General features: G+C 68.3%; 28 protein-coding genes. 15 read left to right on the top strand and 13 right to left on the bottom strand.

The genetic code is table 11. The annotated features are described in order from the left end of the window. Positions 1 to 2: 2 nt before the first annotated feature. The 4 genes from lexA to O4N75_RS13020 form a co-directional block, all read right to left on the bottom strand. Positions 3 to 698 (bottom strand): transcriptional repressor LexA, encoded by a 696-nt coding sequence (lexA, locus tag O4N75_RS13035; RefSeq protein ID WP_269625965.1) that lies wholly within the window; start codon positions 696 to 698, stop codon positions 3 to 5. Between the two features lie 132 nt (positions 699 to 830). Continuing rightward, positions 831 to 1,619, bottom strand: coding sequence for an indole-3-glycerol phosphate synthase TrpC (gene trpC / locus O4N75_RS13030; protein WP_269625964.1), 789 nt, complete (start codon positions 1,617 to 1,619; stop codon positions 831 to 833). Next, the gene (gene trpD / locus O4N75_RS13025; RefSeq protein WP_269625963.1) at positions 1,616 to 2,629 is read right to left on the bottom strand and encodes an anthranilate phosphoribosyltransferase; all 1,014 of its coding nucleotides are present in this window, start codon (positions 2,627 to 2,629) and stop codon (positions 1,616 to 1,618) included. The genes trpC and trpD overlap by 4 nt, the downstream gene beginning before the upstream one ends. A gap of 3 nt (positions 2,630 to 2,632) precedes the next feature. After that, positions 2,633 to 3,223 (bottom strand): aminodeoxychorismate/anthranilate synthase component II, encoded by a 591-nt coding sequence (locus O4N75_RS13020; protein ID WP_269625962.1) that lies wholly within the window; start codon positions 3,221 to 3,223, stop codon positions 2,633 to 2,635. A gap of 77 nt (positions 3,224 to 3,300) precedes the next feature. Here O4N75_RS13020 and O4N75_RS13015 point away from each other — a divergent pair, with 77 nt between their 5' ends. After that, positions 3,301 to 3,501, top strand: a complete 201-nt coding sequence (locus tag O4N75_RS13015) for a hypothetical protein (RefSeq protein ID WP_269625961.1) — start codon at positions 3,301 to 3,303, stop codon at positions 3,499 to 3,501. On the opposite strand, the gene trpE is transcribed toward O4N75_RS13015, so the two are convergent. After that, entirely contained in the window at positions 3,498 to 5,030 is a 1,533-nt protein-coding gene (gene trpE, locus O4N75_RS13010; protein WP_269625960.1) for an anthranilate synthase component I, read from the bottom strand. The two genes, O4N75_RS13015 and trpE, sit on opposite strands and share 4 nt — an antisense overlap. Then, on the bottom strand, positions 5,027 to 6,958 hold the full coding sequence (locus O4N75_RS13005) for a peptidylprolyl isomerase (protein WP_269625959.1): 1,932 nt from the start codon (positions 6,956 to 6,958) through the stop codon (positions 5,027 to 5,029). Before O4N75_RS13005 ends, trpE begins: the two co-directional genes overlap by 4 nt. Before the next feature lie 135 nt (positions 6,959 to 7,093). Between O4N75_RS13005 and tpiA the strand changes: the two genes are divergently transcribed. Beyond that, on the top strand, positions 7,094 to 7,837 hold the full coding sequence (gene tpiA / locus O4N75_RS13000; RefSeq protein WP_269625958.1) for a triose-phosphate isomerase: 744 nt from the start codon (positions 7,094 to 7,096) through the stop codon (positions 7,835 to 7,837). A gap of 7 nt (positions 7,838 to 7,844) precedes the next feature. Here tpiA and O4N75_RS12995 read toward each other — a convergent pair whose 3' ends face one another. Further along, positions 7,845 to 8,258 carry a VOC family protein gene (locus O4N75_RS12995; protein WP_269625957.1) on the bottom strand — a complete coding sequence of 138 codons (414 nt, stop codon included), beginning with the start codon at positions 8,256 to 8,258 and terminating at the stop codon, positions 7,845 to 7,847. A 32-nt stretch (positions 8,259 to 8,290) separates the two neighbouring features. Continuing rightward, a complete protein-coding gene (locus tag O4N75_RS12990; protein WP_269625956.1) occupies positions 8,291 to 8,806 on the bottom strand; it encodes a GNAT family N-acetyltransferase in 516 nt (171 codons plus the stop codon). Positions 8,807 to 8,916: 110 nt separating this feature from the next. Here O4N75_RS12990 and secG point away from each other — a divergent pair, with 110 nt between their 5' ends. The 4 genes from secG (at position 8,917) to rpmF (ending at position 11,980) form a co-directional block, all read left to right on the top strand. Beyond that, positions 8,917 to 9,363, top strand: a complete 447-nt coding sequence (gene secG / locus O4N75_RS12985) for a preprotein translocase subunit SecG (protein WP_269625955.1) — start codon at positions 8,917 to 8,919, stop codon at positions 9,361 to 9,363. 155 nt (positions 9,364 to 9,518) lie between these two features. Further along, on the top strand, positions 9,519 to 11,159 hold the full coding sequence (locus O4N75_RS12980) for a CTP synthase (RefSeq protein ID WP_269625954.1): 1,641 nt from the start codon (positions 9,519 to 9,521) through the stop codon (positions 11,157 to 11,159). A 188-nt stretch (positions 11,160 to 11,347) separates the two neighbouring features. After that, the gene (locus tag O4N75_RS12975; RefSeq protein WP_269625953.1) at positions 11,348 to 11,704 is read left to right on the top strand and encodes an MmcQ/YjbR family DNA-binding protein; all 357 of its coding nucleotides are present in this window, start codon (positions 11,348 to 11,350) and stop codon (positions 11,702 to 11,704) included. Positions 11,705 to 11,797: 93 nt separating this feature from the next. Beyond that, on the top strand, positions 11,798 to 11,980 hold the full coding sequence (rpmF, locus tag O4N75_RS12970; protein WP_056018768.1) for a 50S ribosomal protein L32: 183 nt from the start codon (positions 11,798 to 11,800) through the stop codon (positions 11,978 to 11,980). Between the two features lie 82 nt (positions 11,981 to 12,062). On the opposite strand, the gene O4N75_RS12965 is transcribed toward rpmF, so the two are convergent. Then, on the bottom strand, positions 12,063 to 12,926 hold the full coding sequence (locus tag O4N75_RS12965) for a serine hydrolase domain-containing protein (RefSeq protein WP_269625952.1): 864 nt from the start codon (positions 12,924 to 12,926) through the stop codon (positions 12,063 to 12,065). 128 nt (positions 12,927 to 13,054) lie between these two features. Here O4N75_RS12965 and eno point away from each other — a divergent pair, with 128 nt between their 5' ends. The 7 genes from eno (at position 13,055) to lpdA (ending at position 20,388) form a co-directional block, all read left to right on the top strand. Then, complete coding sequence (eno, locus tag O4N75_RS12960; protein ID WP_269625951.1) at positions 13,055 to 14,335, top strand: phosphopyruvate hydratase; 1,281 nt, start codon at positions 13,055 to 13,057, stop codon at positions 14,333 to 14,335. Positions 14,336 to 14,455: 120 nt separating this feature from the next. After that, complete coding sequence (locus tag O4N75_RS12955; protein WP_267230058.1) at positions 14,456 to 14,752, top strand: septum formation initiator family protein; 297 nt, start codon at positions 14,456 to 14,458, stop codon at positions 14,750 to 14,752. A 76-nt stretch (positions 14,753 to 14,828) separates the two neighbouring features. Beyond that, entirely contained in the window at positions 14,829 to 15,869 is a 1,041-nt protein-coding gene (pdhA, locus tag O4N75_RS12950; RefSeq protein WP_269625950.1) for a pyruvate dehydrogenase (acetyl-transferring) E1 component subunit alpha, read from the top strand. Beyond that, positions 15,866 to 17,230 carry a pyruvate dehydrogenase complex E1 component subunit beta gene (locus O4N75_RS12945; protein WP_269625949.1) on the top strand — a complete coding sequence of 455 codons (1,365 nt, stop codon included), beginning with the start codon at positions 15,866 to 15,868 and terminating at the stop codon, positions 17,228 to 17,230. The genes pdhA and O4N75_RS12945 overlap by 4 nt, the downstream gene beginning before the upstream one ends. A 136-nt stretch (positions 17,231 to 17,366) precedes the next feature. Then, complete coding sequence (locus O4N75_RS12940) at positions 17,367 to 17,678, top strand: aldehyde-activating protein (protein ID WP_269625948.1); 312 nt, start codon at positions 17,367 to 17,369, stop codon at positions 17,676 to 17,678. 11 nt (positions 17,679 to 17,689) lie between these two features. Further along, positions 17,690 to 18,973: a pyruvate dehydrogenase complex dihydrolipoamide acetyltransferase gene (locus O4N75_RS12935; RefSeq protein ID WP_269625947.1), complete on the top strand. Its 1,284-nt coding sequence runs from the start codon at positions 17,690 to 17,692 to the stop codon at positions 18,971 to 18,973. A gap of 14 nt (positions 18,974 to 18,987) precedes the next feature. Next, entirely contained in the window at positions 18,988 to 20,388 is a 1,401-nt protein-coding gene (gene lpdA / locus O4N75_RS12930; protein ID WP_269625946.1) for a dihydrolipoyl dehydrogenase, read from the top strand. A 34-nt stretch (positions 20,389 to 20,422) separates the two neighbouring features. Here lpdA and O4N75_RS12925 read toward each other — a convergent pair whose 3' ends face one another. The 3 genes from O4N75_RS12925 to O4N75_RS12915 form a co-directional block, all read right to left on the bottom strand. After that, a complete protein-coding gene (locus O4N75_RS12925) occupies positions 20,423 to 20,827 on the bottom strand; it encodes a DoxX family protein (RefSeq protein ID WP_269625945.1) in 405 nt (134 codons plus the stop codon). Between the two features lie 47 nt (positions 20,828 to 20,874). After that, positions 20,875 to 22,428, bottom strand: coding sequence for an AMP-binding protein (locus O4N75_RS12920; protein WP_269625944.1), 1,554 nt, complete (start codon positions 22,426 to 22,428; stop codon positions 20,875 to 20,877). A gap of 126 nt (positions 22,429 to 22,554) precedes the next feature. Continuing rightward, complete coding sequence (locus O4N75_RS12915; protein WP_269625943.1) at positions 22,555 to 23,571, bottom strand: alpha/beta hydrolase; 1,017 nt, start codon at positions 23,569 to 23,571, stop codon at positions 22,555 to 22,557. 77 nt (positions 23,572 to 23,648) lie between these two features. Between O4N75_RS12915 and lipA the strand changes: the two genes are divergently transcribed. Together lipA and O4N75_RS12905 are read left to right on the top strand one after the other, a co-directional pair. Further along, positions 23,649 to 24,611 carry a lipoyl synthase gene (gene lipA / locus O4N75_RS12910; RefSeq protein WP_269625942.1) on the top strand — a complete coding sequence of 321 codons (963 nt, stop codon included), beginning with the start codon at positions 23,649 to 23,651 and terminating at the stop codon, positions 24,609 to 24,611. Between the two features lie 4 nt (positions 24,612 to 24,615). Further along, a complete protein-coding gene (locus O4N75_RS12905) occupies positions 24,616 to 25,065 on the top strand; it encodes an SRPBCC family protein (protein WP_269625941.1) in 450 nt (149 codons plus the stop codon). Here the strand turns inward: O4N75_RS12905 and O4N75_RS12900 are convergent. Further along, a complete protein-coding gene (locus O4N75_RS12900) occupies positions 25,062 to 25,553 on the bottom strand; it encodes a CinA family protein (RefSeq protein WP_269625940.1) in 492 nt (163 codons plus the stop codon). The genes O4N75_RS12905 and O4N75_RS12900 overlap by 4 nt on opposite strands. Positions 25,554 to 25,637 lie beyond the last annotated feature (84 nt).

The following is a 25,637-nucleotide window of genomic DNA, read 5'->3' as shown; positions in this document are numbered from 1 at the left end:
GGTCAGTGGTAGCGGCGGATCAGGCCGACCAGGCGGCCCTGCACCTGCACCTGGTCGGGCCCGAAGATGCGGGTCTCGTAGGCCGGGTTCGAGGCCTCGAGCGCGATCGACGCGCCCTTCTTGCGCAGGCGCTTGAGGGTGGCTTCCTCGCCCATGACCAGGGCCACGACGATGTCGCCGGAGTTGGCGGTGTCGGTCTTGCGGATCACCACATAGTCGCCGTCGAGAATGCCGGCGTTGATCATCGAGTCGCCGGCGATCTCGAGCACGAAGTGCTCGCCCGCGCCGAGGATAGTCTCGGGCACCGGAATCCGGTCGCGCTCCTGCTGGATCGCCTCGATCGGCGTCCCGGCGGCGATGCGGCCGAGGATCGGCAGTTCGCGGGTGTCGTTGGCGATCGGCATCACCGGTGCATCGCCGGCGCCCTCGACCAGTTGCGGCTTGAAGGGGGTGCGGCCCTTAGGCGGCGCGGCGGTGGTCGCCTGCTGCGGCAGCTTCACCACTTCCAACGCGCGGGCCCGGTGGGGCAGGCGGCGCAGGAAGCCGCGCTCCTCCAGCGCCGTGATCAGCCGGTGGATGCCCGACTTCGAAGCCAGATCCAGCGCTTCCTTCATCTCGTCGAACGACGGCGAGACCCCGGTTTCCTTGATCCGCTCATGGATGAACATGAGAAGTTCGTGTTGCTTGCGGGTGAGCATGGCTGTCGTGCCCTTGAGAACAAAGCGCTAACGTCACGAATGTTCTCTAGGTGTTCTGGGTTAATGTCAAGTTACCGTCGAGCCTTTGAAAAGCTAGGCTTTTTCGGTCGCTTGAAGTCGCCTGGGGCCGACTCAGCCGAGCAGGGCGCGCGTCGCGGCGGCGACGTCGGCCTGACGCATCAGGCTCTCGCCGACCAGCATGGCGCGCGCGCCGCAGCGTTCCAGCCGGGTGACGTCCAGCGGCGTGAAGATGCCGCTTTCGGTGACCAGCAGGGCCTCGTCAGGCGAGGCGCCGGCGAGGCGCTCAGTGATCGCCAGATCGGTCTCGAAGGTGCGCAGGTTGCGGTTGTTCACCCCGACCAGGGTGGCGCCCAGCTTGCCGGCGCGGAGCATCTCGTCCTCGTCATGGACCTCGACCAGGGCGTCCATGCCCAGGCGCGCGGCTTCCGACATCAGGTCTGCGGCCAGGGCGTCGTCGACCATGGCCATGATCACCAGGATGGCGTCGGCGCCCAGAGCGCGGGCCTCCACGACCTGCCACGGATCGACCAGGAACTCCTTGCGCAGGGCGGGCAGGGCGACGGCCTCGCGCGCGGCGGTGAGGAAGGCGTCTGCGCCCTGGAAGCTGGGGCCGTCGGTGAGCACGGAAAGACAGGCCGCGCCGCCGGCCTCGTAGGCGCGGGCCAAGGCCGGCGGATCGAAGTCCTCGCGGATCAGGCCCTTGGACGGCGAGGCCTTCTTGATCTCGGCGATCAGGGCCAGCCTGCCGGGCGCATGGGCGCGTTCGAGCGCGACCCGGAAGCCGCGGGGCGCGGAGGCGGCCTGGGCGGCGGCTTCGAGGTCGGCGAGCGTGCGCTGGGTCTTACGCTCGGCGACTTCGGCGCGCTTGTAGGTCGCGATCTTGTCGAGGATGTCGCTCATGCCGCGGTCACCTCGATCAGCTTGTCCAGCGCGGCCTTGGCGCGGCCGTCGTCGATGATCTGTCCGGCCAGTTCGACGCCCTCGCGCAGGGTCTCGACCTGCTCGCCGACCAGGAAGGCGGCGGCGGCGTTGAGCAGCACGATATTGCGATAGGCGCCTTGGGCGCCGTCCAGCAGCTCGCGCAGGGCCACGGCGTTCTGGGCCGGGGCACCGCCGGTCAGGTCGGCGAGCGCCGAGCGCGGCAGGCCGACGGCCTCGGGCGTGATCGTGAACAGGCGGACCTGGCCGTCGCGGTATTCGGCGACGCTGGTCTCGCCCGTGGTGGTCATCTCGTCGAGACCGCCGCCGTGCACGACCCAGGCCCGCTCTGCGCCCAGGGCGCCCAGAACGCGGGCCAGCGGTTCGACCCAGCGGTCGGCGAACACGCCCATCACCTGGCGCTGGGCGTGGGCCGGATTGGTCAGCGGGCCCAGCAGGTTGAAGATGGTGCGGAAGCCCAGGTCGGTGCGGATCGGGGCCACGTGGCGCATGGCGCTGTGGTGGGCCGGGGCGAAGAAGAACGCCACATTGGCCTCGTCCAGCGCGCGCAGCTGCTGGTCGGCGGTGGCCGCCAGGTTGACGCCGAGCTCGGTCAGCACGTCGGCGGCGCCTGAGCGCGAGGAGACCGCGCGGTTGCCGTGCTTGGCGATCTTCAACCCGCCGCCGGCGCAGACGAAGGCCACGGCGGTCGAGACGTTGAGCGTATGCAGGCCATCGCCGCCGGTGCCGCAGACGTCCATGACCTGGAACGGGTGATCCAGGGTGACGGCGGCCTTGCGCATGGCGCGGGCGCAGGCGGTGATCTCGCCGGTCGTCTCGCCGCGCATGCGCATGGCGGTGACAGCCGCAGCGACCTGGGCCGGGGTCGGCTCGCCGCGCAGGCAGGCGGCGAAGAACTCGCCGGCGTCGTCTTCGGTCAGGGTCCCGCCGTCCGCGAGGCGGCCCAGGAGCGGCTTGAAGGCGTCGGACATGTCTTAGGCGTCGACCAGGGGCGGGACGCCCGCGAGCTTGAGGAAGTTGGCCAGCATGGCGTGGCCGCCTTCGGTGGCGATGGATTCGGGGTGGAACTGCACGCCGTGCACCGGCTTGGTCTTGTGCTGGAAGCCCATAACCTCGCCGTCCTCGGTCCAGGCGGTGACCTCAAGGACGTCCGGCATGGTCGACTGCTCGACCGACAGGCTGTGATAGCGGGTGGCGGTCACCGGGTTGGGCAGGCCGGCGAAAATCCCCTTGCCCGTGTGTTCGATCTGGCTGGTCTTGCCGTGCATGATCGATTTGGCGCGCACGACCTGGCCGCCATAAGCTTGGCCGATCGACTGGTGGCCGAGGCAGACGCCGAGGATCGGCAGATCGTCCGGCGCGGCGGCCAGCAGGTCGAGGCAGATGCCGGCTTCATTGGGAGTGCACGGGCCGGGCGAGAGCAGAACGCCTTGCGGCTTCAGGCCCAGGGCCTCTTCGACGCTGAGGGCGTCGTTGCGATAGACGAGCGTCTCAGCCCCCAGCTCGTTCAGATAGTGAACGAGGTTGTAGGTGAAGCTGTCGTAGTTATCGATCACCAAGATCATAAGGGTTCTCTAGGCTCGGCCCGTCCTAACGCCAAGCCCCGATTGCCTGGGCCGCGCGTTGGCGGGATGCTGTGTCCATGACGCCTGCCGATTCCGCCCTCGACCCGGACCAGATGGCCTATGCGCGCAGCTTGCTGCGGGCCCCGGTCCAGCGCGAGCGGGCCTGGCCGGCCCTGGGCGCTGCGGCGTTCGCGGCTGTGGCGGCGCTGGCGCTCGCCGCGGCCATGATCACCGCCCCGCCCGTGACGACCACCCACGTGGTCGACCGCGCGCCTTAGACGAAGCGCCAGGATTCCTCGGCGGCGCGGCGCAGGGCGCGGGCCTTGTGCAGAGTCTCGTCGTACTCGGCGTCCGGATCGCTATCGGCGACCACGCCGCCGCCGGCCTGGACGTACATCTGGCCGTCCTTGAAGCAGGCGGTGCGCAGCACGATGCAGGTGTCGACCGAGCCGTCGGCGCCGAAGTAGCCGACCGCGCCGGCATAGGCGATGCCGCGCTTTTCCAGCTCCAGCTCGTCGATGATCTCCATCGCCCGCACCTTCGGTGCGCCCGACAGGGTGCCGGCGGGCAGGGCGGCCATCACCACGTCGATCGGGTCCAGGCCCTCGGGGGCGTCGCCCTCGACGTTGGAGACCAGGTGCATGACGTGGCTGTAGCGTTCGACGAAGAACGAGTCGGTGACCCGCACCCGCGGCCCGCGGGCCACCGGCTGCGGCTCGTTGGCGCCCTGGTTCTTCAGCATCGCCACGCGGCCGACGTCGTTGCGGCCGAGGTCGAGCAGCATCAGATGCTCGGCGCGTTCCTTCGGGTCGGCGATCAGCTCGGCCTCGAGTGCGCGGTCCTCCTCGGGCGTGGCGCCGCGCGGGCGGGTGCCGGCGATCGGCCGGATGGTGATCTTGCCGTCGCGCAGCCGCACCAGGATCTCGGGAGACGAGCCGGCGAGCTGGAAGTCGCCGAAGTTCATGTAGAACAGGAACGGCGAGGGGTTCATGCGCCGCAGCGAGCGGTAGAGCGCGAACGGATCGTGCGCGAAGGGCGCGCGGAACCGGTGGCTGGGCACGACCTGGAAGATGTCGCCGGCCAGGATGTAGTCCTTCGCCCGGGCGACGATGCGGTGATAGTCCTCGCGGCTCACCGGGGTGGTGAAGCGGTCCGGCTCGGGCTGGGCCGCGCCGGTAAGCGCCGGGGCCGGATTGCGCAGGTCGGCGGCGACCTCCGCCAGCCGGGCCTGGGCGTCCTCATAGGCGGCCTTGGCGGTGATCTCCGACGGGCGGACCGTGGTGACCAGGATGATCTCCTGGGCGATGGCGTCGAAGATCGCCACCATTGAGGGGCGGATCATCAACCCATCGGGCAGGTCCAGCGGGTCGGGATTGATGTTCGGCAGACGCTCGACCAGCCGGATCATGTCGTAGCCGATGGCCCCGAACACGCCCGCCGACATCGGCGGCAGGCCCTCAGGCAGGTCGAGCCGCGAGCGGGCGACCAGGTCGCGCAGCGAATCCAGCGCGCCGCCCGCCTGGGTCTGGAACCGGCCGGCGGCGATGTCCGGACCGACCGCGATCTCGGCCTGGTCGCCGCGGCACCTCCAGACCAGGTCCGGCTTCATGGCGATGACCGAGTAGCGGCCGCGGTGGGCGCCGCCCTCGACCGACTCGAACAGGAAGGCGTAGGGCCGGCCGTGGGCGATCTTCAGATAGGCCGAGACCGGCGTCTCCAGATCGTCGATGAGCCTCGTCCAAACGACCTGCGGCGCGCCTTGAGAGTACTTCGCCTCAAAGTCCGCAAACGCAGGATCGATCGTCACTTCGCCTTCTCCGTCTTGGCCGCCGGCTCGGCGCCCTTTCCTTTTTCGATCGGCGCCAGGCCCAGGGCCGCGCGCGCCTTGTCCGGATAGACCTTGGCCTTCACCTCGGTGCGGGCGGCCTTGCGGGCGTCGGCCCCCAGGTCGCGGAACAGCGCCATGGTCAGCTGCGGGCGCACATCCTCGGTGATGCGGGCCAGGGTCGGGCCGCTCGGGGCGCGGACCGCCTCCAGCTTGCCGACGATCAGGCCGAACTGTGTGCCCTCGGCGGTGAAGACGTCGCCCTGCTTGCCGCTGAACGCCTTGCCCAGCGCGTCGCGCGACAGGGCGGTGCTTTGCGCCGCGTTCTGGCGGTCGAGGTTGGTCACGTGGACCACCTTGGCGCCGGCCGAGGCGGCCACCGCGTCGAGGCTTTCGCCCTTCCTGACCCGGGCGGCCAGTTCGTCGGCCCGCGTCTGCATCGCCTTGACCAGTTCGCGCATCATCCAGAAGCGGGTCAGCTGCGGCTTGACCTCGGCCAGCGGCGGCAGCGCCTTGGGGATGACCCGCTCGACGCGGACGGCGAAGTACTGGCCCTCGCCGGCGTCCTGGACCTCGCTCTCGCCGCCGGCCGGCAGGCTGTAGGCGAGTTCGAGCATCTTCGGGGTCAAGCCGGCGACCGGCTGGCCCTGCTGGCCCTGGCCCTGCTGGGTCACCGGGCCGATGGTGAAGGTCGGCACGCCGGCCTTCTTGGCGGCTTCGACGAGGTTCGCGCCGTCGGCGCGGGCGTCCTCATAGGCCTGGCTGAGGGCGTAGACCTTCTCGGCGGCCGCGTCCTTGCGGACCTCGGCCTCGATCTGCGGGCGGACCTGATCGATCGTGACGACCTGGCCGGGGGTCACCTTGGCCACCTTGACCACGGCCATGCCCAGGTCGCCCTGGATGACCGAGACCTGGCCTTCCTTCAGGGCGAAGGCGGCGGCGCCGACCCGCTTGTCGGCGATCGCCGATTGCGGCTTGTCGGCATAGTTGATGGCCTCGACGCCGGTGGACTTGGCGATGGCGGCGGGATCTTCGCCCTTGGTCAGGCGCGCGGCGATCGCCTGGGCGGCGGCGGCGTCCTTGGCCGGGATCTGGATCAGGGTGCGGGTTTCGGGACGCGACAGCGTGTCCTTGCGGAAGTCGAAGCGCTTCTGGACCTCGGCCGGGTCGACCTTCACCTCGCCGACCTGGGCCGGGGTGAAGGCCACTACGGTCAGGACCCGGAACTCGGGCAGCGTCATGCGCTCGGCGTTTTCCTTCATGAAGGCCTGCAGCTGGGCGTCGGTCGGCTGGGCCGGCTGGGCCACGCTGCGCGGATCGATCATGAAGTAGCCGACGTCGCGGGCCTCCATCTCGTAGATGGCGGTCAGCGCGCCATAGGCCCGCGGCACGCGCAGGCCGTTCACCATCGCCGCGGCGGTGTGGGATTCGGCGATCTGGTCGCGCAGCAGGGTCTCGAAGCGGGCCGGGGTCAGGCCGTTCTCGCTGAGGCGCTGCTGGTAGAGCGCCTTGTCGAAGGCGCCCGACACCTGGTCGAAGAAGGCGGGGATCTTGCGCAGCTCCGATTCCATCAGCCGGTCGGAAGGATGGATCCCGATCTTGCGCAGCATTTCGCCGAACGACTCGCGGGTGGCGATCTCCTCCATCAGCCGACGGTCGAGGCCAGCCTCGACGGCCTCCTCGATGGTGATCGGCCGCTTGGTCTGTTCCTCGGCGCCCTTGCGGAAATTGTCGAACTCGCGCCGGAAGTCTGGTCCGGACACGTGTCGCGACCCCGCTTTGACGACGTCGTTGGTGTAATTGCCCTGGAAGGCATCGTTGACGCCGAAGATCGCGAAGCTGACGACCAGCAGGCCGATCAGCACGGCGGCGACCCAGGATTTGGCGAATTGTCGGGTGGCGGACAGCATTTGACCCTACCGGAGCCCCTTCGGCGCGAATGTGGAACGGCGGGTATAGTGGAGGCCGCTTCCCCCCCGCAAGCACGTGACAGAAGAAGCCGCATAGCTTAACGGCCCTGCGATCCACGAAATGCGAGGCAAGACATGACTTCTCCGACCCCTTTGATCGCCGGCAACTGGAAGATGAACGGGGTCGCCGCGTCGCTGGCGGAGGCGCAAGCGGTCGCCGCGGGGATCCAGAGCGCCAAGGCCCGCGTGGCGATTTGTCCGCCGGCGACGCTGGTCGCCCGGGCGGCCGCGGCGCTCGAGGGCGGCAAGGTGCTGGTCGGCGGTCAGGACTGCCGCGCGGAAGTCTCCGGCGCCTTCACCGGCGATGTCGCCGCCGAAATGCTGGCCGATGCGGGCGCGACCCTGGTGATCCTAGGCCACTCCGAGCGCCGCGCCGGCTACGGCGAGACCGACCAGGTGGTCGCCGCGAAGGTGGGGGCCGCGCTGCGGGCCGGCCTGGAGCCGATCGTCTGCGTCGGCGAGACCCTGGCCGAACGCGAAGCGGGCGACGCGCTGAAGATCGTGACCGGGCAGGTGAGGGGATCGCTGCCGTCCGAGCTGGCCGGCAAGGCCTTCTGCGTCGCTTATGAGCCGGTCTGGGCCATCGGCACCGGCCTGACCCCGACCACCCCGCAGATCGAGGAGGTCCACGTCGCGATCCGCGCGACCCTGGTCGAGATGTTCGGCGAGCCCGGCAAGAGCGTGGCCATCCTCTACGGCGGTTCGGTGAAGCCGTCGAACGCAGCCGAGATTCTCGGAGCGGCCGAGGTCGGCGGGGCGCTGGTCGGCGGCGCGTCGCTGAAGGCCCAGGACTTCCTGGGCATTATCAACGCCATCTGAGACCCGCTCAGTCGGGCGGGCCCTTCAGCTCGACGGTGTTGCCTTCGGGGTCCTTGATGTAGATCGAGGGCCCTTCGCCGTCGGCCCCGAAGCGTGGTGCGGTCTCTCCGACCTCGACGCCGTAGGCGGCCAGGTGGGCGCGGATGGCGGCCTCGTCGAACGGCCGGACCACCAGGGCGAAATGATCGAGATTGCGCCCATCGGGGCCGGGCGCAGGTCCTCCCTGACGGCCCAGCTTGCCGTCGACGGTCACCAGGTCGATCAGGGACGCGCCGACGCGCATGTGGGTCATGCCCAGGTCCGGGCGGTCCCATTCCACGGGGCAGCCGAGGACGTCGCGGTAGAAGGCGACCATCTTCTCCTTGTCGACGATGCGCAGGACGATGTGGTCGAGGCCGGCGGTCTGGATCGGATGGCTCATGCCGTTCTAGTTAGGCCGCCCGCCAGCCGTTGCTAGAGCAACAGTCCGAACAGGCGGCAGTCGCGATGTTCGCCGTCGCGCAGGACATGGCCGCGCAACAGGCCTTCTTCCTCGAAGCCGAGCTTCTCGAGCAGGGCGTCGGACCGCAGATTGCCCAGGTGCGTGCGGGCCGAGAGCCGCCGCAGGCCCATCGTCGCGGCGTGGCCGACGACCGAGCGCATGGCCTCTAGGGCATAGCCCTGGCCCCATGCCCCGCGCCCCAACATGAAGCCGATCTCGGCGCGCTTGTGCCAGCGGTCGATGTCGGAGAGATCGCAGGCGCCGAGGAACGTGTCGCTGTCCAGGGTGTGGATGGTCCAGTGCACGGCCTTGCCGGCGTCGGCTGCGGCGACCTGGCCTTCGACGATGACGCGGACCAGGTCGGGGTCGTCGACCTCGGCGATGTCCCAGTGGGCCATCACTTCAGGGTCGCTCAGCAGCGGAAACAGCAGCTCGGCGTCGGACGCCGTCAGCGGTCGCAGACTGAGGCGTTCGGTTTCCAAAATCATGACCTTGTCCGAGCGATGCGACGCGCTAGCTATGGCTTTACGCGCTGCCTGGTGGTAGATCGCGCGCTTCATTTCGGAGCGGGGGACCGCCCGAAGTCATTGGATACGTCATGCTGCTCGGCATTCTGCTCACCATTCACGTCATCGTCTGCATCGCCCTGATCGCTGTGGTTCTGCTGCAACGGTCCGAAGGCGGCGCCCTGGGCATGGGCGGGGGCAACACCGGTTTCATGACGGCGCGCGGCGCCGGCGACCTGCTGACCCGCACGACGTGGATCCTCGGCGGCGTGTTCTTTGTGCTCAGCCTGACGCTGACGATTCTGGCCGGCCAAGAGCGCGGCGCCTCGTCGGTCGTCGATCGCATCAAGGTGCAAGGCCTCGATCCGAACCAGCTGAACCAGCCGGCCGCCCCGCAACCGGCGGCCCCGAGCGCGCCTAGCGACGCGCCCGCGCCGCTGAGCGCGCCGACCCCGCAGGTCCGCAGCCCCTTCGAAGCGCCGGCCGCGCAAGTTCCGGCCGCGCCGCAGACCGCCCCTGCGGCGCCGTCCAACCCCTAAGCCCCGTTATGATCGTGAGCCCCACTGAAAAGCCGCTTCGGCGGCTCGTTCGGCGTTTGTGCGCGCCGCATCTCGCAGAACCCTGCTCTCAATCCACAGGGTTTGGCGAAACGCCGCAGGGCGCCCGACGCGAATCGGAGGTAATCTGAACGCCCATGGCCCGGTACATTTTCATCACCGGCGGCGTGGTCTCCTCCTTGGGAAAAGGTCTCGCGTCCGCCGCCCTTGGCGCGCTCCTGCAGGCTCGCGGCTATAAGGTCCGCCTGCGCAAGCTCGATCCCTATCTGAACGTCGATCCGGGGACGATGAGCCCCTATCAGCACGGCGAGGTCTTCGTGACCGACGACGGGGCTGAGACCGACCTCGACCTGGGGCACTACGAGCGCTTCACCGGTGTGAACGCCACCAAGGCGGACAACATCACCACCGGTCAGATCTACAAGACGATCATCGAGAAGGAGCGCCGCGGCGACTATCTCGGCGCGACGGTGCAGGTGATCCCGCACGTCACCGACGAGATCCGCAACTTCGTGCTCTCCGATCCGGGCGAGGGCGTCGACTTCGTGCTGGTCGAGATCGGCGGCACGGTCGGCGACATCGAGGGCCTGCCGTTCTTCGAGGCGATCCGCCAGCTGGGCCAGGAACTGCCCCGCGGCCACGCCTGCTACATTCATCTGACCTTGCTGCCGTACATCAAGACGGCCGGCGAGATGAAGACCAAGCCGACCCAGCACTCCGTCAAGGAACTCCGCTCGATCGGCATCCAACCGGACATCCTGCTTTGCCGTTGCGAGCAGCCGATCCCGGCCGGCGAACGCCGCAAGATCGGCCAGTTCTGCAATGTGCGGGAAAGCGCCGTGATCCAGGCGATGGACTCGCCGAACATCTATCACGTGCCGCTCGACTACCACGCCCAGGGGCTGGACCGCGAAGTGCTGTCGGTGTTCGGCATGCTCGACACCGCGCCGGCGCCGGACCTGTCGCGCTGGCAGTCGATCTCCAACACCCTGACGCACCCGGACGGCGAGGTGAACATCGCCGTCGTCGGCAAGTACACCGGTCTGACCGACGCCTATAAGTCGCTGGTCGAGGCGCTGGTGCACGGCGGTGTCGCCAACAATGTCCGCGTCAAGTTCGACTGGATCGAGGGCGAGGCCTTCGAGCGCGAGGAGGGGCTGATCTCCGAGCGCCTGACCGGGGTCCACGGCGTTCTGGTGCCGGGCGCCTTCGGCGAGCGCGGCTCGGAAGGCATGATCCGCGCGGTCCGCTTCGCGCGCGAGCACGAGATCCCGTACTTCGGCATCTGCTTCGGCATGCAGATGGCGATGATCGAGGCGGCGCGGAACCTGGCCGGCATCAAGCAGGCCTCGTCCACCGAATTCGGGCCGACCTCGGAGCCGATCGTCGGGTTGATGACCGAATGGGTGCGCGGCAACGAGCGCGAGACCCGCAGGGCAGGCGACGACCTGGGCGGCACCATGCGCCTGGGGGCCTATGAGGCGGTGCTGACGCCCGGCTCCAAGGTCTCGGAGATCTACGGCTCGAGCACGATCAGCGAGCGTCACCGGCACCGCTACGAGGTGAACATCAGCTATCGCGCCGCGATCGAGAACACCGGCCTGTCCTTCTCCGGCCTCTCGCCCGACGGCGTGCTGCCGGAAATCTGCGAGCGCAGCGATCACCCGTGGTTCGTCGGCGTCCAGTTCCACCCGGAACTGAAGAGCCGCCCGTTCGACCCGCACCCGCTGTTCACCGGCTTCATCGGCGCGGCCAAGGAGCGCAGCCGCCTGGTCTAGGCGGCGCAGACCCGCGTCCTCCGGTTCGACTTCCCCGGCCGCGCATGCGTGCCGGGGATCCATATGCGTCGGCGTCTTTGCCTTGAGCGCGATGTGTATGGATGGCCGGGACCTGCGGCCCGGCCATGACGACGGAGCAGGGGGCGGCGACGCTCCCCAGATCGGTTCGCCCGGGTTAGGCTCTAGCCATGCTCACCCGCGACGACGTCCGCCGTATCGCGCTGGCCCAGCCCGAGGCCTATGAGGCCGATCACCACGGCATGCCGTCGTTTCGCGTAGGCAAGAAGATCTTCTGCACGATCCACCAGGACCTGCCGCGGGCGATGCTCAAGCTCGACCCGGAGGATCAGCGCAACCTGAGCGAGGGCAGGCCAGGGGTGATCGAGCCGGTCGCGGGTTATTGGGGCAAGAACGGCTCGACTTTCGTGTGGTTCGAGCGAATCGATGAGGCCGACTTGGCGGGGCTGATGCGCATGGCCTGGGTTCAGGTGGCGTCTAAAGCCTTGCAGGCGAACGTTTTGCGCGGGATTCACAAGGGCGGTTGAAACCGCGGACGTTTTCCGGCATACACCCGCGCTCACGTCGGCGGCCGCCCGTTCGGCCGCCTTCTCCTTTTTCTACGCCTGCGAGATTTTCCGATGGCCGTTCCGAAGCGAAAAGTATCCCCCTCGCGGCGCAACATGCGACGCTCGCACCACGCGCTGGGCGCCAACTCCTATGTCGAAGACAAGGAAACCGGCGAACTGAAGCGTCCGCACCACGTGGACCTGAAGACCGGCATGTACAAGGGCCGCCAGGTCATCACGCCGAAGGCCGACTAAGCCTTTCAGGTGTTGCAGCGCTACGGCGCTGAGAGTTTCGAGATCCCCCGTCCGGACCCCGGGCGGGGGATTTTGTTTGCGCTCAGGTCAGCAGGCGGACCGCCTCAGCCTCGACTGATACGCCGGTCTCTTCCAGTGCGAACACCGCGACCGCCGTTCCCGGCCAATCCTCCCGGCCATAGACGGCGATCCCGCTGCCAGGACCGCCGCCGGTATGCCCCTCGGCCAGGAAGCCGCCTTCTGTTGTCGAGCGCATCAGGCCCAGGCCATAGCTGGGCGTCTTCCAGACCGGTCCGGCGAACTGCGGCAGGGCGTGGCTCTGGCGCATGGCGGCGACGCTGGACGCCTGCAGCGGCGAGGCTCGTCCTAGCAGCCCCGCCAACAGCCGCGCGGCCTCGACTAACGGTCCTACGAACAGGCCATGATAGACCCAGTCGGGGTGATAGCAGGCAGCCGAGCCCATCTCGACGTCAGCCAGGTCCTTGCGGCTGACCGCCAACCGGGCCTCGACGCCCAGCGGCTCCAGGACCAGTTCACGCGCAGCATCACACAGATGGCCATGATGGGCGGCCTCGATCCGCTGGCGAGCTTCCAGATAGCCGATGTTCGAATAGCCCCAGCCCTGACCGGGCGGGAAGGCGGCGGTGTCGGCGCCAGCGCGGGCGCGAAGCTCCGCGGCAGGCCAGGGCTGATCTCCCTTTGCGACCGCCTCATGATAGGCGGGCAAAGGCCCGTAGTCCTTGATCCCGGCCTCGTGACGCAGCAACTGGCGCAGACTGTAGCCGGGCGCGGCCCCGTCAAGATCAAGGCGGCCGAGCTCGGCCAGGCGCAGGGTTGTCGCAGCAATGATCGTCTTGCTGAAGCTCCACCAGGGAACGGGCACGTCGGCGTCTTGCGCCTCGCGGATCGCGCCATCTTCGACAAAGACCGTGGCGTGGGCGGGCATCCGGGCCTCCTTGCGATCGCGATCAGAAGCCTGCGTTCAGGTCGGGTCAAGCCAAGGCCCGATTTGCCCCGGGCGGCGAAGGTGGCTAAACGAACGCGCGCCTTTCCGCCTGAAGACTTGGAGCTCCCATGACCGAAATCATCGACATCACAGCCCGTGAAATCCTGGATAGCCGCGGCAATCCGACGGTCGAGGTCGATGTCGTCCTGGAAGATGGCTCGCTGGGTCGCGCAGCGGTCCCGTCCGGGGCCTCCACGGGCGCGCACGAGGCGGTAGAGAAGCGGGACGGGGACAAGAGCCGCTATGGCGGCAAGGGCGTCCTGCAGGCCGTCGAGGCCGTCAACACCGAGATCTATGACGCGCTGTCGGGCTTCGACGCCGAGGACCAGCGCCGCCTGGACCAGCGCCTGATCGAGCTGGACGGCACGCCGAACAAGGCCCGCCTGGGCGCCAACGCCATCCTGGGCGTCAGCCTGGCGACCGCCAAGGCCGCGGCGATCAGCGCCGGCCTGCCGCTTTATAAGTACGTCGGCGGCGTCTCGGCCCGCGTGCTGCCGGTGCCGATGATGAACATCATCAACGGCGGCGCCCACGCCGACAACCCGATCGACATCCAGGAATTCATGATCCTGCCGACCGGCGCGCCGACCTTCGCCGAAGGCCTGCGCATGGGCGCGGAGATCTTCCATGGCCTGAAGAAGGCCCTGAAGGACGCCGGCCACAACACCAACGTCGGCGACGAGGGCGGCTTTGCGCCCAATATCGGTTCGGCCGAAGAAGCCCTGGCCTTCATCGTCAAGGCGGGCGAGGCGGCCGGCTACAAGGCCGGTTCGGACTTCCAGCTGGGCCTCGACGTCGCCTCGACCGAGTTCTTCAAGGGCGGCAAGTACGTGCTGGAAGGCGAGGGCAAGACCCTCGATCCGGCCGGCATGGTCAAGTACCTGGAAGGCCTGGTGAAGAACTTCCCGATCGTCAGCATCGAGGATGGCGCCGCCGAGGACGACCTTGAGGGCTGGAAGCTGCTCACCGAGGCCCTGGGCGGCAAGGTCCAGCTGGTCGGCGACGACCTGTTCGTGACCAACCCGGCGCGCCTGTCGATGGGCATCGACAAGGGCCTGGCCAACTCCATCCTGGTCAAGGTCAACCAGATCGGCACGCTGTCCGAGACCATGGACGCCGTCGAAATGGCGCACCGCGCCGGCTACACCTCGGTGATGAGCCACCGTTCGGGCGAGACCGAGGATTCGACCATCGCCGACCTGGCGGTCGCGATGAACTGCGGTCAGATCAAGACCGGCTCGCTGGCCCGTTCGGACCGCACCGCCAAGTACAATCAACTGCTGCGCATCGAGGAAGAGCTGGGCGACCAGGCGATCTACCTCGGCGCCAAGGCGCTGAAGCAGCGCTAGGACGGCTCACGTCTCGGCGGGCAGGATTTTTCGCATCCGGCCCGCCGAGCCGGTGTTTGTAACCGGAAATTAAGCACGTTTGCGTGAGATGTCGCTGATCAGGAGTCCTGGATTTCGTCCGTGTTCGCGCGCTTCCGCCCATATCTGCCGACCGCGGCGCTCGTACTCCTGATCCTCTATTTCGGGTTCCACGCCTTCACGGGCGAGCGTGGCCTTCTGTCTTCCACGCAAAGGGACGCGGCGCTGGCCGCCAAGTCCAAGGAACTCGCCGAGCTGCGCGTCCAGCGCCAGGACCTGGAGGCCCGCGCCAAGCTGCTGCGCGACACAAGCCTCTCTGCCGATCTACTGGAAGAACGTGCCCGTTCCCTGCTAGGTTTCGGGCATCCGAACGACTATGTGGTCCGCGTGAAGCCCTAGGGCGGATTCGTTCGTTCATAAACGACCCGAAAGCGTGGAATTTAACCGCGCAAAATCATTCCTACGGGAGAGACAGATGGCGCGTGGGCAAACCAGCTCCGCAGCTAAGCGAAAGAGCAATGACTCGGACGGCGGCGCCGTAGGCGTCGTAAGCAAGGACGAGCTACTCAAGTACTATCGCGACATGTTGCTGATCCGCCGCTTCGAGGAGCGGGCCGGCCAGCTCTACGGCATGGGCCTGATCGGCGGCTTCTGCCACCTCTACATCGGCCAGGAAGCGATCGCGGTCGGCGTGCAGGCGATCAAGGAGCCCGGCGACCAGGTCATCACCGGCTACCGCGACCACGGCCACATGCTCGCCTGCGGGATGGACCCGCGCGAGGTCATGGCCGAGCTGACCGGCCGGGCCGGCGGCTCGTCGAAGGGCAAGGGCGGGTCGATGCACATGTTTTCGACCGAGGCCGACTTCTACGGCGGCCACGGCATCGTCGGCGCGCAGGTCGCGCTGGGCACCGGGCTGGCGCTGGCCAACCACTACCGCGACAACAAGAAGGTCTCGTTCACCTACTTCGGCGACGGGGCGGCCAACCAGGGGCAGGTCTACGAGAGCTTCAACATGGCTCGGCTGTGGAACCTGCCGGTCGTCTACGTGATCGAGAACAACCAGTACGCCATGGGCACATCGATCGAGCGCTCCTCGTCCGAGACCCATCTCTACAAACGCGGCTCGTCGTTCCGGATCCCCGGCGAAGAGGTCGACGGCATGGACGTGCTGGCGGTCAAGGCCGCGGCCCAGAAGGCCGCCGACTACGCCCGCTCGGGCGAGGGGCCCTACATCCTGGAGATGAAGACCTACCGCTACCGTGGTCACTCGATGAGCGACCCGGCCAAGTACCGGACCCGCGACGAGGTCGACGAGGTGCGCAAGACCCGCGACCCGATCGATCACGTCCAGGAATTGCTGGAAAAGAACGGCTGGGCCGACGAAGCGGCGCTCAAGGCCATCGACGCGGAGGTGAAGGCGATCGTCGCCGACGCCGCCGAATTCGCCCGCACCTCGCCCGAGCCGGAACCCTCCGAACTCTACACGGACGTCTACCTGGAGGCCGCTCAGTGACCGACGTCCTTATGCCTGCGCTTTCCCCGACCATGGAGGAGGGCACGCTCGCCAAGTGGCACGTGAAGAAGGGCGACGCCGTTCGTTCGGGCGACGTGATCGCCGAGATCGAGACCGACAAGGCGACCATGGAGGTCGAGGCCGTCGATGAAGGGACCGTCGAGGAGATCCTGGTCCCCGAAGGCTCCGAGGGCGTGAAGGTGAATACCCCGATCGCCCGGCTGTCGGGCGATGGCGCGCCGGCTGCCGCTCCGCCGCCCGCGGGCGAGGCGGAGAAGGCCGCGCCTGTCGCCGCGGCGGCCCAGACGGAAGGCGCTGCGACCGCTCCCGTGGTTCCGAAGGTCGAGCTGCGCGATCCTGACCTGCCCGAAGGCGCCAAGCTCGTGAAGACCACCATCCGCGACGCCCTGCGCGACGCGATGGCCGAGGAGATGCGCAAGGACGACAAGGTCTTCCTGATGGGCGAGGAAGTCGCCCAGTACCAGGGCGCCTACAAGGTCAGCCGCGACCTGCTGCAGGAGTTCGGCGACAAGCGCGTCATCGACACCCCGATCACCGAGTACGGGTTCGCCGGCCTCGGCGTCGGCGCGGCGATGGCGGGCCTGAAGCCGATCGTCGAGTTCATGACCTGGAACTTCGCCATGCAGGCGATCGACCACATCATCAACTCGGCCGCCAAGACGCTCTACATGTCCGGCGGGCAGATCAAATGCTCGGTCGTGTTCCGCGGCCCGAACGGCGCGGCGGCCCGCGTGGGCGCCCAGCACAGTCAGGACTATTCGGCCTGGTACGCCCAGGTCCCGGGTCTGAAGGTCGTCGCCCCCTATGACGCGGCCGACGCCAAGGGCCTGCTGAAGGCGGCGATCCGCGACCCGAACCCGGTCGTCTTCCTTGAGCACGAGATGATGTACGGGCAGGAGTTCGACGTTCCCGAGGACGTCGACTGGGTGGTGCCGATCGGCAAGGCCAAGGTCCGCCGCGAGGGCAAGGACGTCACCATCACCGCCCACTCGCGGATGGTCGGCCTGGCCTTGAAGGCGGCCGAGGAGCTGGCCGCCGACGGCATCGAGGCCGAGGTCATCGACCTGCGCACCCTGCGTCCGCTGGACCACGAGACCATCGTCGAGAGCGTGAAGAAGACCAACCGACTGGTCACCGCCGAAGAAGGCTGGGGCCCGATGGGCGTCGGCGCCGAGGTGGTGGCGCGGGTGCTGGAGCACGCCTTCGACTACCTGGACGCGCCGCCGGCCCGCGTGCACCAGAAGGACGTGCCGCTGCCCTATGCGGCCAATCTGGAGGCCCTCTCGCTGCCCTCGGTCGAGGACATCGTGAAGGCGGCCAAGGCGGTCGCCTACAAGTGATGACCCGCCGCGCATGACCACGCTCGCTGGCCATTGCCACTGCGGCGCGATCCGGGTGGAGCTTGAGACCGGCAAGCCGGCCGGCGAGCTTCCGTTGCGGTCCTGCCAATGCGGCTTTTGTCGGCGGCACGGGGCCATGACCACCAGCGACCCGGACTGCCGGCTCAATATCGAGGCGGCGCCGGGATCGCTCAATCGCTACCGGTTCGGGCGGCGATTGGTGGACGCGTTGCTTTGCGAAGAGTGCGGCGTCTACGTCGCCTCGGTCATGCAGATAGAAGACAGGATGCTCGCCACGCTGAACGTGGCGGGCGTCGCCCTCGACGGGTTCTCCGGCCGCTCTGGTGAACCTGTCGCCTATGACGACGAAACTGACGAGGACAGGCTGGCCCGGAGAAAGGCGCGCTGGACGCCCACCGTGCTTGTCGAAGCCTCGCCCAGCGCCTGAGAAGCTTGAAGATGTCCATTGATGTTCTGATGCCCGCGCTCTCTCCGACCATGGAGGAGGGCACGCTCGCCAAGTGGCATGTGAAGAAGGGCGACAAGGTCTCGTCCGGCGACGTGATCGCCGAAATCGAGACCGACAAGGCGACCATGGAGGTCGAGGCCGTCGACGAGGGCGTGGTCGAGGACATCCTGGTGCCGGAAGGCTCCGAGGGCGTGAAGGTCAACACTCCTATCGCCCGCCTGAGCGGCGACGACGCGGCCGCCGCGCCGCCGGCTCCCAAGGCCGAACCGGCGAAGGCGGAGGCTCCGAAGGCTGAGCCCGCCAAGGCCGAGGCGCCTAAGCCCGCTCCGGCGCCGGTTGCGGCGGCGCCTGCGCCCGCTCGGGCCTCGGGCGAGCGGATCTTCGCCTCGCCGCTGGCGCGGCGGATCGCCGAGCAGAAGGGCCTGGACCTCGGCCAGGTGCAGGGCTCGGGCCCGCATGGGCGGATCATCAAGCGCGACGTCGAAGGCGCGACGCCCCAGGTCGCCAAGCCGGCCGCCGCTGCGGCTACGAGCGCCGCGGCCCCGCGTCAGGCGCTGAGCCTCGCCCAGATGGGCATACCGGACGGCAGCTACGACCTCATTCCGTTGGACGGCATGCGCAAGACCGTCGCGCGGCGGATGACCGACAGCTTCCGCGATGTGCCGCACTTCCCGCTGACCATCGATCTGGAGATCGACGGCCTGCTGTCCAGCCGCGCCAAGATCAACGCCATGCTGGAGAAGCAGGGCGTGAAGGTCAGCGTCAACGACCTGGTGATCAAGGCCGCCGCCGTGGCCCTGAAGCAGGTGCCGGAGGCGAATGCGTCGTACTCGCCCGAAGGCATCGCCATGCACCATAACGCCGACATCGCCATGGCGGTGGCGATCGAGGGCGGGCTGATCACCCCGATCATCCGCAAGGCCGAGACCAAGGGCCTGGCCCAGATCGCAGTCGAGGCTAAGGACCTGGCCGAGCGGGCCCGCACCCGCAAGCTGAAGCCCGAAGAGTTCCAGGGCGGCACCTTCTCGGTGTCGAACCTGGGCATGTTCGGCATCAAGTCGTTCGGCTCGATCATCAACGAGCCGCAGGGCTGCATTCTGTCGGTGGGCGCGGGCGAACCGCGGCCGGTGGTCAAGAACGGCCAGCTGGCGATCGCCACGGTGATGACCGTCACCTTGTCCTGCGATCACCGCGTGGTGGACGGCGCGACCGGCGCGCGCTGGCTGCAGGCCTTCAAGGCCCTGATCGAAGACCCCATCACGATGATCGTCTGAGGAAGCAGTAAGTCATGGATTTCGACGTCATCGTCATCGGCTCGGGGCCCGGCGGCTATGTGACCGCCATCCGCGCCAGCCAGCTCGGCTTCAAGACCGCCATCGTCGAGCGCGAAGCGCTGGGCGGCGTCTGCCTCAACTGGGGCTGCATCCCCACCAAGGCCCTGCTGAAGTCCGGCGAGGCCTACGAGAACCTCAGCCACATGGCCGACTACGGCCTCAAGATCGAGAAGGCGAGCTTCGACTTCAGCAAGATCATTGAGCGTTCGCGCAAGGTCGCCGGCCAGCTGAACTCGGGCGTCGCCTTCCTGATGAAGAAGCACAAGATCGAGGTCATCGAGGGCGTCGCCAAGCTCGAAAAGGGGCAGGGCGCGCCGAAGGTGGTCGTGGCGCTGAAGGCGGGCGGCGCGCGGACGGTGCAGGCCAAGCACGTGATCCTGGCCACCGGCGCGCGGGCGCGCACGGTCCCGGCGATCGGCATGGAGCCGGACGGCGAGCGCATCTGGACCTATCGCGAAGCGATGGTTCCGAAGGCGGCCCCGAAGTCGCTGATCGTCATCGGCTCGGGCGCCATCGGCATCGAGTTCGCCAGCTTCTACAGGGCGTTGGGCTCGGACGTGACCGTGATCGAGGCGTTGCCGCGCATCCTGCCGGTCGAGGACGAGGAGGTTTCGAAGACCGCCCACAAGGCGTTCGAGAAGCGTGGCCTGAAGTTCCGGGTCGGCGCCAGCGTCAAGAAGCTGTCCAAGTCCAAGGCCGGCGTGACCATCGAACTGGAAGCCGGCGGCAAGGCCGAGACGCTCGAGGCCGACATCGCCATCGTCGCCATCGGCATCGTCGGCAATGTCGAGGACCTGGGGCTGGAGGCTCTGGGCGCGAAGGTCGAGAAGACCCACGTGGTCACAGACGCCCATGGCGGGACCGGCGTGCCGGGCCTCTACGCGATCGGCGATGTCGCCGGCCCGCCCTGGCTGGCGCACAAGGCCAGCCACGAAGGCGTCCACTGCATCGAGCACATCGCCGGCCTGAAGCCTAACAACCTCAGCTCGCCGATCCCCGGCTGCACCTATTCGACGCCGCAGATCGCCTCTGTCGGTCTGACCGAGGCGCAGGCCAAGGAGCAGGGGATCGAGGCCAAGGTCGGCCGCTTCCCGTTCAAGGTGAACGGCAAGGCGATCGCCGCCGGCGAAACCGACGGCTTCGTGAAGACCGTTTTCGACGGCAAGACCGGCGCGCTGATCGGCGCGCACATGATCGGCGCGGAAGTCACCGAGATGATCCAGGGCTTCACCCTGGCCATCACCCTGGAGGCCACGGAGGAGGAGGTGTTCGCCACCGTCTTCCCGCACCCGACCCTGAGCGAGGCGATGCACGAGGCCGCGCTCGACGCCTATGGACGCGTCCTGCACATCTGAGTCAGGCGGGGGCGCCGATCCTGGCGCCCTCGGACTACAGCCGTCGGCGGCGACCGCGGCGCATGGCGTCCAGGCTCCAGGCGCCGCCGCCGGCGAACACCAGATAGAAGAAGACGAAGCAGTACAGGATCGCCGGCTCGCCGCCGTTGAGCGCCGGCCAGAATCCCTGCGAGGCGTGGGCGATGAAGTAGGCCGCCGCCATCTGCCCGGAGCAGACGAAGGCCGCCAGCGGGGTGAACAGCCCCAGCGCCAGCAGGCCGCCGCCGATCACCTCGATCCAGGCCGCCGCCAGCAGCATCATCGGCAGTGGGTCCGGCGCGCCCGGCTGCGGCGCCGGGAAGTGAAACAGCTTCATCAGCCCATGCTCCATGAAGAGCAGGGCCGCAATGATGCGCAACAGGCTCAGCACCCGCGGCGCCCAGGCCTCGAGGTTCGGCATGGCAGTCCCTCCCAATCGGCGCCGGACGCGGCGCGATGCCGTCGGGATCAGGCGGCGCGGCGCCCGTCAGCCTCCGCCATCCGCATGATCGCCACATAGTCGGTCTTGCCGGTGCCGAGCACCGGGATCTCGGTCACCCGGATGATCTTGCGCGGCACCGCCAGCTCTGGCGCCCCGATGGTCTGGGCATGGGCGACCAGCGGGCCGGGATCGGCGTCGCGGCGATCGGTGACCAACACCAGGCGCTCGCCCTTCTTGGGGTCGGGCATGGCGATGACCGCGTGGCGGCTGTCGGGCCAGACGGCGGTGGCGATGTCCTCGGCGGCGGTCAGCGAGACCATTTCGCCGCCGATCTTGGCGAAGCGTTTCACTCGCCCGAGGATCTTGATCCAGTTGTCGTCAGTGATGTCGACCACGTCACCCGTGTCGTGCCAGCCGCCCGGCGGCGGTTCGAGGCCGTTCTCGGTGAGGTAACCGGCCATGACGTTGGGGCCACGGACGTACAGGCGGCCGCCGCCCGGGATGCCTTCGACCTTTTCCAGCTTGATCTCCATGCCTGGCAGCAGGCCGCCGACAGTGCCGCGACGGTTGTCGGTGGGCTTGTTCACGGCGATCACGGGCGAGGCCTCGGTCGCGCCATAGCCCTCAAGCACCGGGATGTCGCCGAAGCGGTCGCGGATCAGGTTGTGGGTTTCGTCGCGCACCTTCTCGGCGCCGCAGACGATGAACTTCAGGCCCGACAGCTCATCGCGCTCGGCGGCGCGGGCGTACTGATTGAGGAAGGTGTCGGTCGCGAACAGGATCGAGGCACCGGTGTCCTTGATCAGCGGCGGGATCTGCTTGACGTGCAGCGGCGAGGGATACTCGAACGCCTTCATGCCCTTCAGCAGCGGCAGCAGCACCCCGCCGGTGAGGCCGAAGCAGTGGAAGGTCGGCAGCGGGTTGAACATCACCCACGACGGGTCGAGCGGGATGTGGGCGGCGACCTGCTCGACATTGGCGATCAGGTTCGATTGGCTGAGGATCACCCCGCGCGGCGCGCCGAAGCTGCCGGAGGTGAACAGGATCACGCCCGGGTCCGACGGCTTGGTGGCGGCGCGGAAGCGCTTGGGGAAGGCGCCGGCCGCGGCCGCGAACAGCTTGTCAGACAGGCCGACCGTCTCGCGTACGTCTTCGAGATAGGTGACCGTCGCCAAGGGCTCCAGGGCGTCGATCAGGTCGTGCAGCTTGCCCTGCTCGATGAAGCGGTGGGAGGTGAGCACGCGCTTGACCCCGGCCAGCTCGCAGGCGGCCTTCAGGTTGCGGATGCCGGCCGTAAAGTTGAGCATCGCCGGGGTGCGGCCGAAGGCGTGCAGGGCGAAGAAGGTGACGACCGCGCCGGCGCTGGCCGGCAGCATGACGCCGACGCGCTCGCCTTCGGTGGTCATGTCCGCGATCTTGCGCCCCAGGGCGAACGAGGCGCGGATCAGGTCGGTATAGGTGAGCGGTTTGCGCTCCTGGTCTTCCAGGATCGGCTTCTTGGCGCCGTAGGTGGCGCGCGCATCGACCAGCGCATCGAAAAGTGAGCGCTCGCACGAACGCGGATCAAAAGAACGCGACAAAGGCGAAAACCTCCCCGAACGTCTCGCCGATTATTGTTGGGCGCGAGCCTATCGCCGACGCCGGTGGTTGAAAAGATGCGTAACAGGTCGTGAGCTTCGGCCTGCGCGTCAAGTGCGGAAAGGCGCTTAAGGCCTTGCCGGAACTGCCGAAATCGTCGCAGCCGTGACCGTGGGTTGGCGGGCGTCGATGAAGGCCCCCACAGCGTCGAGCCAGGGGCCGCGCCAGCGATCAGACTCGATATGCAGGGCGCTGCGAGCGCCGCTCAGGGTGGTGGCGGTGCAATCGGCCAACTGCCGGCAGAAGGCGCCGGCGCGCCGGTCGGGGTTCAGCATCAGGACAGGCGCGCGGACCTGTCGTGCGCCGGATTCCAGGACCCGGCTGGCGGTCTCGAAGGCATTGGTCCAGCCAAGGCTGGGGCCGGCGAGGCGCAGGTCGGGATTGGCCGTCATCCAGGCGTGGCCGACCTGTCCGCGCCAGGCGTCGTGGGTTCGGCCCGCGGCGAGGTCGTCGGCGCGCTCGCGGCTCCAGGGCTTCCAGCCCGGCGGCGGTTTGGAGGCGCGCTTCACAGGCCCAAGAAGGGCCTTTTCCGGCGGTTCGGCGATCTGCGGCGAGCTGGCGATCACGCCGTCCGTCCTCAGCCCCGAGCGGACCGCGCTGAGCGCGACGACCGCGCCGTCGGCCTGGGTCAGCAGGATGAGCGGCGTTTCGGGCGTCGGGCGGACCACGACCCGCACCAGTTCGCGCAGGGCGGCGACCTCCGGATCGAAGGAGGGGGTGAAGCCGAGGTCGCGCGGCAGGACGTAGCGTCCGGAGCCGCCCTGGCCGGCGCGGTCGAGGATCCAGACCGTGCAGCCGCGCTCGATCAGGTCCGAGGCGGTCTCGAACCAGAGTTCGGCGGTTTCGCCGTAGCCGGGTACGATCACCACGGTGGCGACCGGAACGCGCCGGGTGCTGGCCACGCCATATCGCTGCAGCGGCTGGTCGCCGACGCCGATATAGCCCCAGGCCCAGCCCTCCGGCGGATAGAACCGCGGCGCGAGCGAGGCCGGGGTGCGGCTTTCGGCGAACGGTTCGCGGCCGCCGTCGCGCTCGCAGGCCGCAAGCGAAAGAAGCAGAGCGGCGAGCAGAAACGCGCGAACCATGGCCGAGTTTGACCATGCGTCGCCGGGCCGCTCAATCACGCCTTGATCCGAAGGGGCAGAAAGCCGATCTAGGCCTCATGGCGACCGTCATCGACACCCTCGGGGGGCCACGGCCCCGACATCCCGAAAAGCAGTCGCGCCCCGACACGCCGATCCTGCGAAAGCCGGAATGGCTGCGCGTGCGCGCGCCGGGCTCGCCCGGCTACAACGCCACACGCTCGATCGTGAAGGAGCATGGGCTCACCACGGTCTGCGAGGAGGCGGCCTGCCCGAATATCGGCGAGTGCTGGAGCCAGAGCCACGCCACCATGATGATCATGGGCGAGATCTGCACCCGCGCCTGCGCCTTCTGCAACGTCAGCACCGGCAAGCCGCTGCCGCTCGATCCGACCGAGCCGGCGCGCGTCGCCGACGCGGTCCGCAAGATGGGGCTGAAGCATGTGGTCATCACCTCGGTCGACCGGGACGACCTGGCCGACGGCGGCGGCGCGCACTTCGCCGCGGTGGTGCATGCGATCCGCGCGGCCGCGCCCGGCACCACGATCGAGATCCTGACCCCGGACTTTCTGCGCAAGGCCCCGAGCGCGGCCGAGATCGTCATCGACTCCAAGCCGGACGTCTTCAACCACAACCTCGAGACGGTGCCGCGGCTCTATCTCTCGATCCGCCCGGGCGCGCGCTACTACCACTCGCTGCGGCTGCTGGAGCGGGTGAAGGAGCGCGACCCCAACCAGTTCACCAAGTCCGGCCTGATGGTCGGGCTGGGCGAGGCCAAGGAAGAGGTCATGCAGGTGATGGACGACATGCGGTCGGCCGGCGTCGACTTCCTGACCATCGGCCAGTACCTCCAGCCGACGCGCAAGCACGCGGCCATCGACCGCTTCGTGACGCCCGACGAGTTCAAAGCCTATGAGGAAATCGCGCGAGCCAAGGGGTTCCTGATGGTCTCCGCCAGCCCGCTGACCCGCTCGTCGCACCACGCCGGTGAGGACTTCGCGCGGCTCAAGGCGGCGCGGATCGCCAAGGACGCGGCGGCCTAACCGCTTGCCGCGTCACCATATCGAGAAGGTGCTGCCCTATGCGCCCGACCAGCTGTTCGCGCTGGTCGGAGACGTGGAGGCCTATCCGCAGTTCGTGCCCTGGGTTCAGTCGATGCGGACCTGGAACCATACGACGCCAGGCGAGGGAATCAGCCAGTTCGACGCCAAGGTCGGGGTGGGCTTCTCGTTCCTGAAAGAAGCCTTCTCGACCCGCGTGCGGCGGGACGCGAACGCGCGGCAGATCGATGTGCAGCTGCTGTCCGGGCCCTTCAAGCACCTGTTGAACCGCTGGCGCTTCGTCGAGGCGCCGGGCGGAACCCGGATCGAGTTCGACATCGATTTCGAGTTCAAGACCCGGCTGCTCACGGGCGTTCTGGACGCCAACTTCAACCATGCCGTCGAGCGGCTGATGGCCTGCTTCGAAGGGCGGGCGAGGGCGCTCTACCCGGCTTAGGTCATACGGTCGCGCAGCGCCTGCAGCGCGGCCTGCACCGCCTGTTCCTGAATCTCGGCGCGGGTGACGCCGTCGAACAGTTCAGCGCGGTGCATCAGCGCCTGGTTCGAGCGCGCGGTGGCGATGTGGACGGTGCCCACCGGCTTCATTGGCGTGCCGCCGCCGGGGCCGGCGACGCCGGTGATCGCGACGGCGACATGGGCGTTGGACGCCTCCAGCGCGCCTTCGGCCATCATGCGGGCGACCGGTTCGGACACGGCGCCCAGATCGGCGATCAGGTCGCCAGGGACGCCGAGCAGCTCCTGCTTGGCGCGATTGGTGTAGACGATGAAGCCGCGCTCGAAGACGTCCGAGGCTCCGGGGATCGAGCAGATCGCGCCGGCCACCAGACCGCCCGTGCAGCTCTCGGCGGTGACGATGCGCAGCGAGCGCTCGCGCGCTTCGTCGATCAGCAGCCGCGCCAGGGTTTCGATCTCAAGGGAAAACATGGGGGCGACTCCAGCGGGCTCTAGGCAAGGACGAAGGCTGACCACAACATCGCCGGAGCCCCCCACACAAGCCGATTCGATCCC

Source organism: Phenylobacterium sp. NIBR 498073, from assembly GCF_027286305.1.
In the GTDB taxonomy this organism is placed as follows: Bacteria; Pseudomonadota; Alphaproteobacteria; order Caulobacterales; family Caulobacteraceae; genus Phenylobacterium.
Note: the sequence above shows the minus strand (reverse complement) of the source record. Positions and strands in the feature narration are given on the sequence as shown.

Excerpts from the sequence above, each read along its gene's own strand:
- O4N75_RS12975 (WP_269625953.1), top strand. The coding sequence starts at position 11,348 with ATGCTCACCCGCGACGACGTCCGCCGTATCGCGCTGGCCCAGCCCGAG.
- O4N75_RS12915 (WP_269625943.1), bottom strand. The coding sequence starts at position 23,571 with ATGGTTCGCGCGTTTCTGCTCGCCGCTCTGCTTCTTTCGCTTGCGGCC.
- trpD (WP_269625963.1), bottom strand. The coding sequence starts at position 2,629 with ATGTCCGACGCCTTCAAGCCGCTCCTGGGCCGCCTCGCGGACGGCGGG.
- lexA (WP_269625965.1), bottom strand. The coding sequence starts at position 698 with ATGCTCACCCGCAAGCAACACGAACTTCTCATGTTCATCCATGAGCGG.
- O4N75_RS12900 (WP_269625940.1), bottom strand. The coding sequence starts at position 25,553 with ATGTTTTCCCTTGAGATCGAAACCCTGGCGCGGCTGCTGATCGACGAA.
- lpdA (WP_269625946.1), top strand. The coding sequence starts at position 18,988 with ATGGATTTCGACGTCATCGTCATCGGCTCGGGGCCCGGCGGCTATGTG.
- tpiA (WP_269625958.1), top strand. The coding sequence starts at position 7,094 with ATGACTTCTCCGACCCCTTTGATCGCCGGCAACTGGAAGATGAACGGG.
- O4N75_RS12980 (WP_269625954.1), top strand. The coding sequence starts at position 9,519 with ATGGCCCGGTACATTTTCATCACCGGCGGCGTGGTCTCCTCCTTGGGA.
- O4N75_RS12935 (WP_269625947.1), top strand. The coding sequence starts at position 17,690 with ATGTCCATTGATGTTCTGATGCCCGCGCTCTCTCCGACCATGGAGGAG.
- trpC (WP_269625964.1), bottom strand. The coding sequence starts at position 1,619 with ATGAGCGACATCCTCGACAAGATCGCGACCTACAAGCGCGCCGAAGTC.
- secG (WP_269625955.1), top strand. The coding sequence starts at position 8,917 with ATGCTGCTCGGCATTCTGCTCACCATTCACGTCATCGTCTGCATCGCC.
- rpmF (WP_056018768.1), top strand. The coding sequence starts at position 11,798 with ATGGCCGTTCCGAAGCGAAAAGTATCCCCCTCGCGGCGCAACATGCGA.
- O4N75_RS13015 (WP_269625961.1), top strand. The coding sequence starts at position 3,301 with ATGACGCCTGCCGATTCCGCCCTCGACCCGGACCAGATGGCCTATGCG.
- O4N75_RS12925 (WP_269625945.1), bottom strand. The coding sequence starts at position 20,827 with ATGCCGAACCTCGAGGCCTGGGCGCCGCGGGTGCTGAGCCTGTTGCGC.
- pdhA (WP_269625950.1), top strand. The coding sequence starts at position 14,829 with ATGGCGCGTGGGCAAACCAGCTCCGCAGCTAAGCGAAAGAGCAATGAC.
- O4N75_RS12995 (WP_269625957.1), bottom strand. The coding sequence starts at position 8,258 with ATGAGCCATCCGATCCAGACCGCCGGCCTCGACCACATCGTCCTGCGC.
- O4N75_RS13020 (WP_269625962.1), bottom strand. The coding sequence starts at position 3,223 with ATGATCTTGGTGATCGATAACTACGACAGCTTCACCTACAACCTCGTT.
- O4N75_RS13005 (WP_269625959.1), bottom strand. The coding sequence starts at position 6,958 with ATGCTGTCCGCCACCCGACAATTCGCCAAATCCTGGGTCGCCGCCGTG.
- lipA (WP_269625942.1), top strand. The coding sequence starts at position 23,649 with ATGGCGACCGTCATCGACACCCTCGGGGGGCCACGGCCCCGACATCCC.
- O4N75_RS12940 (WP_269625948.1), top strand. The coding sequence starts at position 17,367 with ATGACCACCAGCGACCCGGACTGCCGGCTCAATATCGAGGCGGCGCCG.
- O4N75_RS12965 (WP_269625952.1), bottom strand. The coding sequence starts at position 12,926 with ATGCCCGCCCACGCCACGGTCTTTGTCGAAGATGGCGCGATCCGCGAG.
- O4N75_RS12990 (WP_269625956.1), bottom strand. The coding sequence starts at position 8,806 with ATGATTTTGGAAACCGAACGCCTCAGTCTGCGACCGCTGACGGCGTCC.
- eno (WP_269625951.1), top strand. The coding sequence starts at position 13,055 with ATGACCGAAATCATCGACATCACAGCCCGTGAAATCCTGGATAGCCGC.